Origin of the sequence: Archangium gephyra, assembly GCF_042230915.1 — a bacterium.
GTDB classification, from domain to species: Bacteria; Myxococcota; Myxococcia; order Myxococcales; family Myxococcaceae; genus Archangium; species Archangium gephyra_B.
Genome location: NZ_CP102578.1, coordinates 11,855,650 through 11,869,717 on the forward strand (window position 1 = coordinate 11,855,650; position 14,068 = coordinate 11,869,717).

Annotated in this window: 14 protein-coding genes; 6 read left to right on the plus strand and 8 right to left on the minus strand. The window is 71.1% G+C overall.

What is annotated here, in order from left to right; genetic code table 11:
• Positions 1–111: 111 nt before the first annotated feature.
• On the minus strand, positions 112–834 hold the full coding sequence (locus NR798_RS47095) for a murein L,D-transpeptidase family protein (protein ID WP_375769200.1): 723 nt from the start codon (positions 832–834) through the stop codon (positions 112–114).
• A 136-nt stretch (positions 835–970) separates the two neighbouring features.
• On the opposite strand from NR798_RS47095, the gene NR798_RS47100 reads away from it, so the two are divergent.
• The gene (locus NR798_RS47100) at positions 971–2,056 is read left to right on the plus strand and encodes an aldo/keto reductase (protein ID WP_375769201.1); all 1,086 of its coding nucleotides are present in this window, start codon (positions 971–973) and stop codon (positions 2,054–2,056) included.
• A 128-nt stretch (positions 2,057–2,184) separates the two neighbouring features.
• On the opposite strand, the gene NR798_RS47105 is transcribed toward NR798_RS47100, so the two are convergent.
• Positions 2,185–2,529, minus strand: a complete 345-nt coding sequence (locus tag NR798_RS47105; protein WP_375769202.1) for a hypothetical protein — start codon at positions 2,527–2,529, stop codon at positions 2,185–2,187.
• 321 nt (positions 2,530–2,850) lie between these two features.
• Here NR798_RS47105 and NR798_RS47110 point away from each other — a divergent pair, with 321 nt between their 5' ends.
• Both NR798_RS47110 and NR798_RS47115 read left to right on the plus strand, forming a co-directional pair.
• A complete protein-coding gene (locus tag NR798_RS47110) occupies positions 2,851–3,561 on the plus strand; it encodes a hypothetical protein (protein ID WP_375769203.1) in 711 nt (236 codons plus the stop codon).
• Positions 3,562–3,959: 398 nt separating this feature from the next.
• On the plus strand, positions 3,960–6,200 hold the full coding sequence (locus NR798_RS47115; protein ID WP_375769204.1) for a hypothetical protein: 2,241 nt from the start codon (positions 3,960–3,962) through the stop codon (positions 6,198–6,200).
• A gap of 45 nt (positions 6,201–6,245) precedes the next feature.
• Here NR798_RS47115 and NR798_RS47120 read toward each other — a convergent pair whose 3' ends face one another.
• Both NR798_RS47120 and NR798_RS47125 read right to left on the minus strand, forming a co-directional pair.
• Entirely contained in the window at positions 6,246–6,869 is a 624-nt protein-coding gene (locus NR798_RS47120; RefSeq protein WP_375769205.1) for a hypothetical protein, read from the minus strand.
• 153 nt (positions 6,870–7,022) lie between these two features.
• Positions 7,023–7,328 (minus strand): hypothetical protein, encoded by a 306-nt coding sequence (locus NR798_RS47125; RefSeq protein WP_375769206.1) that lies wholly within the window; start codon positions 7,326–7,328, stop codon positions 7,023–7,025.
• A 179-nt stretch (positions 7,329–7,507) separates the two neighbouring features.
• Between NR798_RS47125 and NR798_RS47130 the strand changes: the two genes are divergently transcribed.
• The gene (locus NR798_RS47130) at positions 7,508–8,614 is read left to right on the plus strand and encodes a spore photoproduct lyase family protein (protein WP_375769207.1); all 1,107 of its coding nucleotides are present in this window, start codon (positions 7,508–7,510) and stop codon (positions 8,612–8,614) included.
• Between the two features lie 60 nt (positions 8,615–8,674).
• Positions 8,675–9,736: a hypothetical protein gene (locus NR798_RS47135; protein WP_375769208.1), complete on the plus strand. Its 1,062-nt coding sequence runs from the start codon at positions 8,675–8,677 to the stop codon at positions 9,734–9,736.
• Positions 9,737–9,794: 58 nt separating this feature from the next.
• Here NR798_RS47135 and NR798_RS47140 read toward each other — a convergent pair whose 3' ends face one another.
• Both NR798_RS47140 and NR798_RS47145 read right to left on the minus strand, forming a co-directional pair.
• The gene (locus NR798_RS47140) at positions 9,795–10,568 is read right to left on the minus strand and encodes an SDR family NAD(P)-dependent oxidoreductase (RefSeq protein ID WP_375769209.1); all 774 of its coding nucleotides are present in this window, start codon (positions 10,566–10,568) and stop codon (positions 9,795–9,797) included.
• Positions 10,569–10,586: 18 nt separating this feature from the next.
• Entirely contained in the window at positions 10,587–10,916 is a 330-nt protein-coding gene (locus NR798_RS47145) for a CPCC family cysteine-rich protein (protein WP_375769210.1), read from the minus strand.
• Positions 10,917–10,998: 82 nt separating this feature from the next.
• Between NR798_RS47145 and NR798_RS47150 the strand changes: the two genes are divergently transcribed.
• Positions 10,999–12,036, plus strand: coding sequence for an alpha-hydroxy acid oxidase (locus tag NR798_RS47150; protein ID WP_375769211.1), 1,038 nt, complete (start codon positions 10,999–11,001; stop codon positions 12,034–12,036).
• Between the two features lie 21 nt (positions 12,037–12,057).
• On the opposite strand, the gene NR798_RS47155 is transcribed toward NR798_RS47150, so the two are convergent.
• On the minus strand, positions 12,058–12,684 hold the full coding sequence (locus NR798_RS47155) for a TIGR02265 family protein (protein ID WP_375769212.1): 627 nt from the start codon (positions 12,682–12,684) through the stop codon (positions 12,058–12,060).
• Positions 12,685–13,062: 378 nt separating this feature from the next.
• Positions 13,063–14,058: a DMT family transporter gene (locus NR798_RS47160; RefSeq protein ID WP_375769213.1), complete on the minus strand. Its 996-nt coding sequence runs from the start codon at positions 14,056–14,058 to the stop codon at positions 13,063–13,065.
• Between the last annotated feature and the right edge of the window lie 10 nt (positions 14,059–14,068).

The following is a 14,068-nucleotide window of genomic DNA, read 5'->3' on the forward strand; positions in this document are numbered from 1 at the left end:
CCCACACTCCCCGTCCCCGCACTGCCAACGCCCGACACGGCGGCCCGCGTCCCGGGCGCGCGCTTGCAAAACCTGTCCAACAGTCGGACACCTTTGGGAAGACCGGGCCCGTCAGCGTCCCGGCTTGACGGTGTAGGCGCCCGTCCTCGAGTCCACGGACACCCGGGGCGGGCGCCGCGTCTCCTCGAAGAGGCGCCAGCCCGGCTCCAGGCCCCGCCAGAAGGCCACCCGCTCGGGCGTGGCGCTCGGGTGCTGTGCCAGCGCCGCCAGGCCCTGGGCGTCCAGCCGGCGCGGGAAGATGTGGATGGGCACGTCCCGCTTCATCCGCGCCCGCGCCTCCAGCACCATCAGGTACAGCTCCTCGATGGGGCCGTCCTCGATGGCGATGCAGCCGATGCTCATGCAGTTGCCGTGGACGTAGATGGCGCCTCCCAGCGGCCGCTCGCCCAGGCGCCGGTCCGCGTCGTTGGGGTAGCTCACCCGCATGGACAGGTGGAACTGGCTGCGCGGGTTGAACTGATCCAACGTGTAGAAGCCCTCGGGCACCTGCAGGTCCCCCTCGCGCCGCTTGGGGCCCACCTCCCCCGAGGCCGCGCAGAAGGGAAACGTCTTCACCTTGCGCAGCCGCTGGCCCTTCGCCCCCGCCCATACCTCCAGCTGCCGCTCCTGTTTGAAGGCCCGCACGTACAGCTCCTCCGGCGGCCAGGAGACGCCCGCCTCCGCGAACGTCCGGGCCACCACGGCCGCCTTCGCCCGGCGCGCCGCCGCCACCCGGTCCTCCGCCCGCGCGGACACCGACACCCACACCGCCACCAGCAAGAACCATCTCGTCATGGCCGCCTGGACACCCCGGGCGGCCGGGCCGTTCCCCCGGGTGTGTCACGACCGCATCACATCACGCGCGCCACCGTGGCGGGGCACCCGGGGGCGCGTTAGCACTCCGCACCTCTCTCCCCGGGACTCTCCCCCCATGCCTCTCAACCACTACATCACCCTGGGCCGCTCCGGCCTGCGCGTCAGCCCCTTCTGCCTCGGCGCCATGACCTTCGGCGAGGAGCTCGGCTGGGGCTCCAGCGTCCAGGACTCCACCGCCATCATCGACCGCTACCTCGCGATGGGCGGCAACTTCATCGACACGGCCAACGTCTACACCCATGGCCACTCGGAGAAGATCATCGGCGACCACCTCGGCCGCACGCCCTCGAAGCGCGACCGCGTCGTCATCGCCACCAAGTTCTACGGCAACCTCTTCCCTGGAGATCCCAACGGCGGCGGCGCGGGCGCCAAGTCCCTCGTCTCCGCCACCCACGAGTCCCTGCGCCGCCTGCAGACGGACTACATCGACCTGCTGTGGATGCACGCGTGGGACCGGCACACGCCGATTGAGGAGACGATGCGCGCGCTGGATGACCTCGTGCGCGCGGGCAAGGTGCGCTACATCGGCTTCTCCGACACCCCGGCGTGGAAGGTCGCCCAGGCCCAGCTCACCGCGCACTTCCGCGGCTGGACGCCGCTGGTGGCGCTGCAAATCGAGTACTCGCTGCTGGAGCGCACCGTGGAGGGCGAGCTCATCCCCATGGCCCAGGAGCTGGGGCTGGGCGTGACGCCCTGGTCCCCCCTCAAGAGTGGCGTGCTCAGCGGCAAGTACACCCGGGAGAACGCCGGCAAGGTGAAGGCGGACCGCGGCCCGTGGGTGGAGTCCAACCTCGGTGAGCGCGCCTACTCCATCATCGACGTGCTGCTGCGCGTGGCGAAGGAGGCGGGCAGCACGCCGGCCCGCGTGGCGCTCGCGTGGGTGCAGAACCGCCCCGGCGTCAGCTCCACCATCATCGGCGCGCGCACCCTGGAGCAGCTGGAGAACAACGTGGGCGCGCTGGAGGTGAAGCTCACCCCGGCCCAGCTCGCCACGCTCGACGAGGTGTCCAAGCCGGTGCTCAACTTCCCCGCCGGCTTCCTCCAGGGCAGCCCCTCCTTCATGCACGGCGGGCTCACCGTGAATGGCGTCAGCGCGCCCCCGCTGCCCTGGGCCCAGAAGCCAGACGCCCCGCGCCACTGACGAAGCCCCTTCCGGCCGCGCGGCGCACCAACTGGTCCGACAGTAGGACCAGTTGCTCCCGCTCGCGGCCGGAACGCCCCGGCAGGACCAGGGTCCACGTGGCCTGGCCGTGAGCGCCCGCGCACCGACTACCCCGGCACGCTGGGGATGACCTGGCGTTGGTCGGGATTGCCGTCCGGAAAGGTGACGCCCAGCGCTGCGGCCACGGCGCCCTCCCGCGCCTCGGTGGCCTCGGCCGCGAGCGCCGCCTCGGACGCCGCATCCAACGGAGCGCCGGCCTCCCGCATCCGCCCCGCGAACTCCCCCAACCGCGGGCGCTCGAGCTCCACCTGGAAGCTCATGTAGAGCCCGGAGAAGGCGCGCGCCTCCACCAGCCACCCGCAGCGGGAGATGGCGGCCTCGATGCGGGAGATCGCCGCCGCGCGCGCTCCTCGCGCGATGGCCGAGAGCGTCAGGAGCCTGGGCGCCACCATGGGGAACACCTCCAGCGCGAGCCCGCCCGGTGGGAGTTGCCGCCTGCTTCAACCGGTGGGCCGTGACGTTGTACTCCATCCGGTGCCGCTCGACGTGTCAGCTCGGCCGGCTTCGACATGCCGTCACCGCCTGATTCGACACGTCGAATCGGCCGCCGAAGCGCCAAAGGCAAGCAATCACAGCGAGCCCCCTCCTGTCCGCCTGCTGGTACGCAGCTTGCTCATGCTGGGAGCCGGGCCCACCCGGCGGAGAGCGGGTGAGCCTGGACCGCTACCCGTGAATGGGTACCCCAGCATCCCAACAACAAACAGGAGCAGGAAATGAAGGCACTGAAGACTCTGATTCTGTCCGCCGTCGCCGTGTCCAGCACCGCCGTCGCCGCCCCCAGCAATGATGTCGCGCTGATGAACCAGCTGGGCACCCAGCTCAACGTCTTCGCCCGGGCGGTGCAGGAGGGCCGCGCCGAGGCGGTGCAGGGAGTGCTCTCGCAGCAGCTCCTCTCGCGCATCACCTACCGGGGCACGGAGCCCACCTTCCAGGAGAACCTGGAGGCGTTCGTGGCCCGCGAGCAGGCCAAGCTCGCCCGCGAGGTGGGGGACGTGAACGCGCTGCGCCAGGGCATCACGGTCACCGCCCTGGACGTGGAGGGGAACGTGGCCGCGGCCTCCATCGCGATCGACGGCCGGCCGCTGCCCAAGCCGTTCTACTTCGTGCGCGAGCACGGCACCTACAAGCTCAACATCATCCGGCCGCTGGGCATCGCGGAGCAGGGCGGCATCGACACCTACGACGTGAAGAACGAGGACGGCGTGTCCAGGAGCTTCTACTGCAGCGCGTCCAGCGGCATGTACGGCTACGGCGTCGGGGCGTGGGGGAATCGCAGCGTGAGTTGCTACAACTCCTGCCCGACCTACTTCGACGGCACGCAGTTCAAGGTGGAGAACAACGGCCCGACGGACTGCGACTACAACACCTGGGGTTGGGACATGTACATCCGCAGCGGCCAGCCGGTGTGCGGCAGCCCCTGCTAGTGGACTGTCCACGAAGTTCTTGGACATAGTCGGGACAGGACCCCATGCGGCGCCACGCGTCGGGAAGTGTTGGCCTGTTCGGAGACCCGGCGCTTCGAAGATACGCCAAAGGATGCTCTCGGCACTTGAGCCGAAAACTCCCGATGTGAACACCTTCTCTCCGCGAGATGCTCCGACTGGTCCGGCAATCGGACCAGTTGCTCGTGTTCGCCACCGGAAGCAGCCCGGATCTTCGCTCCGCGACTATGTCCAAAAACTTCGTGGACACTCCACTAGCAGCCGCCTCCAGGAGAACAGCGGGACCGGCCCGCCGACGTGGCCGGTCCCGGCTTTTTTCCGTCTCCGGGGCGTCGAGCTCACCGTGAACGCCGTACTTCCATCCTTCGAGGGGGGGACCCATGAAGCCGATACCGGGCCATTGCCTGCTGCTGCTCTCCTGGCTGTGTTTGTCCCATGCGCTCGTGGCCTGCAGCGGCGAGCCGCTGGGCAAGACGCGGGTGGGCTGCTCCTGCGTGTGCCGGGCCTGCACCATCCAGGACAGGCGCAATGATGATGACCAATGCACGGGCACGGAGGTGCAGATCCCCTCCGTGACGACCTGCGCCGCGAGCGCCAGTCCGCCCGACATCGCCGACGCCTGCGAGGAAGCATGTGACGGCGTCGAGGGCTATTACTTGAGTCTCTGCTTCGGGGACGCCTGTCCGGGCTTGTTCCCCCTCTGGGTGAGCAGCCCCGAGGAGTGCACGAGCCTGGGGCCCTTCACCTCCATCGTGGAAGACGGCTGCGGAGAGGACGGGCCGCTGAGCACCGCCACGCGGGACTCGGCGTCCGCCCTGGTGCAGTCCGAGCGCTCCGTGGCCCACATCGCGCTCGGGGAGGAGGTCGCGGCCTTCACCCCGGCGGGAACGGTCTCCTTCGCGGGGGGCTACTGCGCCACGCCGCCCTGCCCCGTGGTTCTCCAGGGCCTCCAGCTCGGCGCCGCCGGCGCCTTCAAGGTGGGGAAGTCCACCGTGGCCGACCTGGGCATCTTCAACACCGCGCCAGTGCCAGGCAACCTCGCCCCGGACGGCTCGCTCCAGTTCTTCGTCCTGCCGCCGTTCGATGCCTCGGCCACCATCGATGGGCGCTTCATCTCCCGGCGCGCCCAACCCACCGCCTTGCGCGGCCACCTGTTCCCGGATGGCACGCTGCGGCTGACGGGGCAGATCGCCCTCGAGGGCGGCAGCGCCACCTTCGACATGAGCACCCGCGTCGACGACTCGGCGCCCATCGTGCGCATCGACAGCCCCTCGCGGGGAGAGTGTGGCCACCCCGTGCGCCTATCCGCCGAGCAGAGCTTCGATCCCGACGGCGACGCGCTCGTCTCCTTCCAGTGGGCCGAGGAGTTCGAGTCCGGGCCGCCCCAGCCGCTCGGCTCCGGGCCGGTGCTGGACGTCACCCTGCCCCTGGGCCACCACCTGCTGAGCGTCATGGTGACGGACTCGCGCGGGCGCTCCATGACGAGCTTCACCGGGGTGAACATCGCCGACACCCTGCCGCCGGAGATCCGCGAGACCCAGGTGACCCCCGTCTGCCTCTGGCCACCCAACCATGGCCTGGCGGCCTTCACCCTGGGAGGGGAAGTGCTCACCTCGGTGGTGGATGCGTGTGATGGCTCGCCCACGGTGCTCTTCGAGTCCGTGACGTCCAGCCAGCCCGCGGACGGTACCGGCGATGGCTCCACGGCGGTGGATGCCGTCGTCCTGCCGGGCGGCGAGGCCCTGTGCCTGCGTGCGGAGCGCGCCGGCCCGGAGCGTGACGGCCGGACCTACCGCGCCCTCCTGGAGGTCTCCGACGCCTCGGGGAACAGCGCTCGCGGGGAGGTGCTCGTCGAGGTGCCGCACGACCAGCGCCCCTCCAGCCGCTGCCAGGAGGTGAAACCCGCCGCGTGTGAGCTGGCGCCCCCGGCCACGAGCACCTCCGCCCCCCCGCCGCCCGAGGCCGTTTCGCCGCCGCCAGAGGCGGGGGCCCGCGGCTGCCAGGCAGCGGGGGGGTCCGGAGTGGGCGCCGCGCTGCTCGCGGTGATGGCGGTGCTCTCCCGTGGCCGCCGCGCCGGGAGCCGGGGCGGCCCGTCCGGGGTGCTCGCCCTCGGGGTGCTCGCCCTGGTGACGCTGTGGCTGTCGGGCTGCCAGGGGCCGGACGGAGGCACTCCCCTCGCGCAGGACCAGGCGCTGGACTCCTGCCTGCCAGGGTGGTGGACGACGACGGCGGGCTCCTGCCGGATCGAGCCGGCCTGCGAGAACCCCTCCTCCGAGGCACTGCGCACCGCGTGCGCCGCCTCGGACTGCGTCTCCGTCACCGTCACGGGCTACCGCCCCGCGAGCGGAGCGGGGGGCGCGGACTTCCAGCAGGGGACGGCCATCGGCTCGGAGTCCGCACGCCAGTTCTGCGCGCGTGACGTGTTCACCGGGAGCTGGAGCATGGCCTCGTCCGAGGCGATCTCCGTCACCTACGGCGGCAGCCAGCAGCAGGTGCCGGCCCGGTGCTCCGCCGCCTCGGCCACCGTCTCCGGCCTCGGCCGCCGCCGGGTGCCCGAGGCCCTCGGCAAGGCGCTGGACGCGCGGGCCGCGAGCGGTGACTGGAGCGGCTGCGCCTACTGACGTGACGGCGGCCGGGCTCCCACCTGGGAAGCCCCCGCCGGGCCCTTACAGCCCGTGGGCCGCCTGCTTCACCAGGTGGCCCGTGAAGTTGTACTCCAGCAGGTGGCGCTTGAGGTTTCCATCGCTGGCGGCGAACGTCTGCACGTAGTCGCCCTTCTCGAGGAAGAGCGTGACGCTGTATGCGCCGGTGTCCCGGTCCACGTGGCCCTGCCCGCTCATGGCGCGGCCCTTGCCCGTCCCGTTCTTCAGCACGTGGACGAACACGTCGTTCGCGGTCGCTCCGTAGTGGTAGGCGTCCTTCACGAACGAGACGTTGAAGAAGTACAGGCCCGTGCACGGCGCGACGAAGGTGCCTCCGCCCGCGCCCCAGCCGCCTCCCTCCAGGGTGTGCGTCGTCGGGTAGCTGAGCAGGGCGAGCCCGCCCTCGGAGACGTGGCCCGCGCCACTCACGCTGAAGGCGACGATGCCCGACTCCGGACACCGGGCCCCGGCCAGCAGCTCGGCCTCCCGGGCGGTGGTGGGGTCCACCGTCTTGTAGTCCGCGAAGAGCACCCGCGCCTTCTGGGGCCCTGTCTGCGGGGCGGCCGCGGCGGGCTCCTCCGCCCATGCGAGGCCCGGGGTGAGCAGCGAAACCAGTCCGGACAGCAGCAGGACCCGCGACGTCTTCATGAGCGCCTCCCGTCCCGGGAGTGATCCGGGAGTCCAGGGAGACTTGCCCCGGGAGGCGGACCCCACAAGCCAGCCCGGCGCTCAGGCAGGCGGGCGGTTAACGGATGGCTCCCTCTCGGTGTCGGCGGGGCGACGCGACGGGCCCGCGCGGACTCAGCGCCGGCCACCACCGGTGGTCGTGAACCAGGCCGACTCCTCATCCACGTCCGGGGCCGCGCCACTGGAGGAGCGGAAGGGAGACCCGAACAGGCCCTCCGAGTCATCTCCAGGCGCCGTGTCCGTGGACTCCATGGCGACCGACAACAGCCCGGCGAGGATGCCCAGCAGACACACCCCGGCCACCGTCAGCTTCACCTTCCGGCGCCACGTCTGCATGGGCTCGCGGTGGTAGCGCGGCATGCCCCGGCGGAGCCGCTCGTTCTGCAGGTCGATGACCCTTCCTGGCGCCTTGGCGGGCATGCATGCATCCTAGCCCACCTGCCCGGGACCACTCCCAGCGCGCGCGTGGACATGGCCCATATCCTAACGCATGCCGGGTCGGGCAGCGAACAAGGCCCCCTCCGGGCGCTCCTTTCCCCTCGGAGATCCCTCCGGAAGGCCAGCAACCCACGGCTTCCTGACGCATCCCACCTCACGCCGTGACGAACCTGGACCTGTTTCCCCCCGAGCCGCCTCCTCCCGGACCCCTCGACCGGCTGCTGCGCGTCTCCCGCATCTACCTGGAGCCCGAGGTCGAGCACTTCACCCGGGGCCGAGACATCCTCGCGCGCTTCCCGGGCGCCGAGCGCGTGCCGGTGCGCTCGCACTGGAACATCCCCGGCCTCTTCGGCAACGAGGGCAACGCCGAGGCGTGGAACCGCATCAAGGGCAGCACCCTGGTGCTGGGCGTGAAGAAGTCCATGGGCTTCGAGGCCAATGGCCGCAGCGCCGACTTCCTGCCGCCCTCCACGGCCAACGGCTGCGTCATGAGCTGCGCCTACTGCTACGTGCCGCGGCACAAGGGCTACGCCAACCCCGTCACCGTCTTCGTCAACATCGAGCAGATTGCCGCGGCCATCCGCCGCCACGCGGGGAAGCTCGGGCCCAAGAAGGAGCCCAACAGCGTGGACCCGCGCTACTGGGTCTATGACATCGGCTGCAACAGCGACTGCTCGGCGGACGCGGCGCTGAGCGACAACGTGAAGGACCTGGTGCGGCTCTTCACCGTGCTGCCCAACGCCATGGGCTCGTTCGCCACCAAGCTCGTCAACCGCGAGCTGCTCGCGTACGCGCCCCGAGGCAAGACGCGCATCCGCTTCAGCCTCATGCCGCACGCCAGGGCGAAGCTGCTCGACGTGCGCACCAGCCCCATCTCCGAGCGCATCGCCGCCATCGACGACTTCGTGGCCGCCGGCTACGAGGTGCACCTCAACTTCTCGCCCGTGGTCGTCACCGACGGCTGGCAGGCCGAGTACGACGCGCTCTTCCAGCAAATCGACGACACGATTGGGGACAAGGCGAAGGAGCAGCTCGCCGCCGAAGTCATCTTCCTCACGCACAACGAGCGGCTGCACGAGGTGAACCTGCGCTGGCACCCCCAGGCCGAGGAGCTGCTGTGGCGGCCCGAGCTGCAGGAGGCCAAGGTGTCCCAGGGCGGCGGCGTCAACGTGCGCTACCGCACCGGCTACAAGGGCCGGCTCGTCGAGGAGTTCCAGCAACTGCTCGCCCGTCGCATGCCGTACTGCCGCGTACGCTACGCCTTCTGACGCGTGGACAGCATCGGAAGGGTGCTCCTAGGCTTCCCTCTCTTTCAGGGGGGGACACGCATGGGAGACATCCAGAGCAATGGCTGGGCACAACGCACCTGCATCAGCTGCGGAGCGGCCTACCAGTACCGGTTGGGGAAGAACCTCTTCCTGCCCGATGAGCTCAAGCTCATCCCCTGCCCCCACTGCGGCGCCCTCCCGCTGGAGATGATCAGCGCCTGGCGCGCCTACGTCCACGCCAGGATGATCCTCTTCTCCCTGGGCATCGGGCTGGTGGGCGCCTACCTGGGCCGGATGAAGGAGTACCCCTTGCAGGAGGCGACGCTCCTCATCATCGGCGGCGCGCTCCTCGTGACGCTCGGCCACATCGCGGCGCTCGTGTCCTATACCAACGCCGATCTCGCCGAGAACCTCGCCCAGGCCCAGAAGCTGCTGCGCAAGGGCAGCCTGGTGTTGGGCAGACCCGGCACGCGCGCCACTCCGGCCGGAGTGCCGGAGGCGAGCGGGTCCTCCTCCGGGAGCCGCACCGCCCTGGGGCTCGTGCTGCTGGCCGTCCTGGGCGGCGCCGCCCCCGAGGCCCTGCGTCTCGTCCGCGGCTGGCCGCACAACCCCGGCGCCCAGCCGCCCGTGCTCGGCCCCGGGGACACGTCCCGGCTCTACCTCGCCCAGACCATCCGGACCTTCTCCGGCATCTGGCAGGGGCAGGTGTTCGCCACCTTGCTGAACGCGGCCGAGCTCGGCGCGCCCGAGCGCTTCGACGCCGACACCTCGCATATCGGGTTTGGCGGGAGCATGCAGGCCTCCAGCTCCCCCCAGAACACCCCTACGACGCTCTGGGCGGACATCACCGTGCCCGCCCTCGAGACGCTCGCGGGGAAGTCCGCCCACCTCCAGCTCGATCTCCAGGTCCGCTACCCGATGGTGGCGGGCCCCAGGTCCTACCAGGACACGAGCGAGCAGCTCAGCGAGGTGTTCCCCGTGCAGCTGGCCTCGCCGGGCGCGGGGAAGACGTACCTGGCCTTCTGGTGGAGCGGGCTGCTCGGCGGGTGTCTCGCCGCACTCCTCGGCGGCCTCCAGTTGTGGCGCGCCGCGAGGCACCTGACCCAGCCGTCGCACCCCTGAACGGCGGCGCGCGCCCGGCTGCACGCGCGCCACGCCCCAGCACGAGCGACAGGACGGACTACATGAGGCCGGCGGTGATGCCCCCGTCCGACAGGTACACGCCGCCGGTGCTGTAGCTGCTGTCGTCGCTGGCGAGGAAGAGGTACATCTTGGCGATCTCCTCGTTGGTCCCGTAGCGCTTCATGGGGACGCGCGCTGCGATGGTGCTCTTGAACTGCTCCTCGGCGCCGGGGGCGACGAGCCGGTGGGTGGACGCCATCATGTCGTTGTCGATGACGCCCGGGCACACCGCGTTGACGCGGATGTGGAAGGGCGCGCCGTCATGCGCCAGCGCGCGCGCCATGCCCACCACCGCGTGCTTGCTGGTGGTGTACGCCGAGTGCGCCGGGAAACCCGCCACACCCACGATGGACGAGGTGAGGATGACGCTGCCGCCCCCGCGCTTCTGCAGCTCCGGGAAGGCGTACTTCACCGACAGCCACGTGCCACGCACGTTGGTGGCGATCACGTTGTCGAAGTCCTCCACGGTGTGCTCGAGGATGTGCTTGTAGGGCCCCTCGGTGCCCGCGTTGCTCACCAGCACGTCCACGCCGCCGTAGCGCTCCACCGCGTGCCGCACGTAGCGCTGCGTGTCCTCCACCTTCGACACGTCCGCCACCGTGTAGCTGAGGTTCTCGTGGTTGATGTCCTGCATCACCTTGCGCAGCTTCTCCTCGCTGCGGCCCACGATGAGCACCCGGGCGCCCTGCTCCACGAACAGCTTCGCCGTCGCCGCGCCGATCCCCCCGCCTCCGCCCGTGACGATGGCGACCTTCTTCTCCAGCTTCTTCATGATGGCCCTTCACTCCCGCTAGGACCGGGACCCCCCCGGTGGCGCGGATTGTCCGGAACCCCCCGCCTCCCGGCAAGGAACGAGTGGGCGCATTCCGACGGGCGGCCGGACAGGCGTGCGAGTCCACGTCCTGGTGCTCACCGTGGCCGCCGCCAGAAGGCCGGCCTCCAGATGATTGCGCTGCGCCTGGAGCAGCGTCACGTTGTTGGGCCCTCCCGCGTGCGTCGTCGCGAACTCGAGCTGAAGGGCGTCATCCTCCCAGAAGCAGTACGGGCAGATGGAGTACGAACCCAGGGGCTCGTCGAAGACGCGGTAGCCACAGCAGGGACATGGGTACGCGGCACTCATGCTCGGAACTCTGACAGAAGAGGCAGACCCTCACCCCCGCCCTCTCCCAGAGGGAGAGGGGGCAACGTGTAAGCTCTCCGCCATGCTCCCCTCCGAAGCGCTGGAGGCCCGCGCCCGCGAGCGCCTGCCCTCCGCCGTGTTCGACTACTACGCCGGTGGCTCGGGCGACGAGGCCACCCTCGCCGCCAACACCGCCGCCTGGGCCCGTCTGCGCCTGCGCCCCCGCATCCTGCGCGACGTCTCCTCCGTCGACACCTCCACCACCCTGCTCGGCACCCCGCTCTCCTCCCCCATCCTCGTCGCCCCCACCGCCTTCCACTCCCTCGCCCACCCCGACGCCGAGCTCGCCACCGCCCGCGGCACCCGCGAGGCCGGCTCCCTCCTCGTCCTCTCCTCCCGCTCCTCCCGCCGCATCGAGGATGTCGCCGCCACCGCCGGGCCCTGGTGGTTCCAGGTCTACGTCTTCCGGGACCGGGGCCTCACCCGCGCCCTCGTCCAGCGCGCCGCCGCCGCCGGGGCCCGTGCCCTCGTGCTCACCGGCGACACCCCCTACGTGGGCCACAAGCGCCGCAACCGGGGCGACTCCACCCTCCCGCTCCCCGAGGAGGACTTCCTCGCCAACCTCGAGGGCCTCACCCACCGCGCCCTCGCCGAGCAAGCCCCCGACGTCACCTTCCAGGACATCGCCCGCCTGCGCGAGGACTCCGGCCTGCCCGTGCTCGTCAAAGGGGTGCTGCGCGCCGATGACGCCCGCGAGTGCCTCCACCACGGCGCCGCCGGCCTCCTCGTCTCCAACCACGGTGGGCGCCAGCTCGACGGCGCGCTCGCCACCGCCGAGGCCCTCCCGGAAGTGGTGGAGGCCGCCCAGGGCCGCGTCCCCGTGCTCGTGGATGGCGGCGTGCGCTCCGGCCGCGACGTGCTGCGCGCCCTGGCCCTCGGGGCCCACGCCGTGCTGCTCGGCCGGCCCGTGCTCTGGGGGCTCGCCACCGGGGGCGCCGACGGAGTGCGGCAGGTGCTCGACTCGCTGCGCGAGGACACCGCCCATGCGCTCGCGCTCGCCGGGCTGCCCCGCCTGTCCGACGTGGGCGCCGACGTGCTCGCCCCGCCTCCCAGGCCCTGAGCGCGCCTCAGCGCCCGCGGATCAGAAATCCCAGGTCAGCTCGTACTCGCAGCTCAGCGGCCCCGTCATCCGGCCGACGATTCGCGCCGAGCGCGCTCCGGCCTGCTTCAGGTGCGCCTCCAGCGAGCCCTCCACATAGGGCCTGGGCAGGAAGTCGCGCTCGAAGGAGACGATGCCCGTGGTCAGGTCCGGGAAGGACACCGAGCAGGCACCGCCGCCCGGCGTCGTCACCTTGTAGGCCATGGGCAGGTACTCGATGACGCGCTTGGGCGTGCCCGAGATGAGCACCTGCATCGCCTTGCCCACCTGGCTGCCCAGGAACACCGCCGTCCCCATGTACCCGAGCATCCGCATCGCCTGCTCGAAGCCGCCGGCCGCCCCCTCCATCCTCCACGCCGCCCGCCGCGCCATCCGCAGGAAGTCCCCGGCCGGGTAGGCGAACAGGTCCACGAAGGTGCGGACCCCGCCACACTCCTGCAGGCACTCCTCCATGGCCACCTGGCCATTGAGCGCGAACATGGCCTCCTTCACGCTCCGGAAGAACATGCCCCGCATGGTGTCCTGCGACGTGACGTTGGCCAGCCGGTGCTCCACCTCGAGCTCGGCCTCGGAGGGCATCGTGTGCAGTTGTTCGCTGACGCCGCTCATCCCGTGCGCCCTCCCGTTGCCGGTCCTGCTCGCCCTGCCCCGCTCCTCGCGAACAGGATCCTGACGTCCGTGCACATCCCGGAAATCCTGACACACCCGGGGCTCCAGGTAAAACGGTCCCTGGGAAACATCCGCCGAGTGTCCGATGGCAAGGGCTCGTCCGGCCGCCGCAGGTATAGCCGATCAGGCGCTGGCCTGAACGCTCCGTGCGGGCTCTCCACCCGGGGTGTGGTCATTTCGGAACCCCCTCTGTTGGGTGAGCGACAAGCTCGGCCGTCGGTGGGGCAGGTTGCCCCACGGAATGGCGAGCGCGGCATCCTAGCCGACCTCCGGCCCCAAGTGATGGGCCGTGAACAGCGGGGGGGCGGCTCAGGGGCCTCAGGCCACCTGCCCGGGCGCGGACGCCAGGGGTGCCGCGCCGGTGGGGGCCGCCTCGAGGGCCTCTTCAGGGGCCTTCCCGGGGGCCGGGGCGCTGGAGGCGGGCGCGGACGGGAGGTTGGCCAGGGCCGCGCCGGAGAGGATGAGGGCGCCGCCCAGCAGCAGCGAGGAGTCCACGCGCTCGCCGAGCATCACCACCCCCAGCAGCACGGCCACCAGGGTGTCCAGCAGCGGCATGACGCCGACGACGGCCAGCGGCACGCGCGAGAGCAGCCAGAAGAGGAGCTGGTAGGTGAGGGCGGTGGCGCACACGGCCAGGTAGGCGATGGAGAGCAGGGCGCGGGGCGTCCAGTGGCCGGGCAGGTGGGACTCGAAGGCGGCGGAGGCGGCCAGCAGCAGCACGGAGCTGCTCAGCGTCTGCACGCACACCGAGAGGCCCGTGGGCACGTGCGCCAGCGAGCGCCGGACGAGCACGTTGGCCAGGGAGATGGAGACGGTGGCCACCAGGGTGAGCACGCACCCGGCCAGCACCAGGCCGGTGAGGCCCAGCCCGTGCAGGTGCTCGTACTGGAGCGCGACGATGCCGGAGAGCCCCAGCCCCGCGGACAGCAGCTTGAGGGGGGTGAGCGGCTGATCCGGCAGCAGCAGGCGCCCCACCAGCAGCAGCCACACCGCGTAGGTGGAGAAGAGGAGCGCGGACCAGCTGGAGGGAATCCACTGCTGGGCGACGAAGAGCAGCCCGTAGGGGAGGGCGATCTGCAGCACCCCCACGCCCATGAGCATCCCCCAGGTGCGCGCGCCGAGCCGGGCGCGCAACAGGCCGCTGAAGGGCAGCAGCACCAGCCCGGCGAGCATCATCCGCGTGCCGGCGAAGCGCAGCGGCGGCAGGTCCTCGAGGCCCACCTTCACCACGGACCAGGTGGAGCCCCAGAGGACGAAACAGGCGAGGTAGGCGAGCAACAGGCGGGCGCGCGAGGCCCCGGACGTGGACGGCATGGCGGGGCGC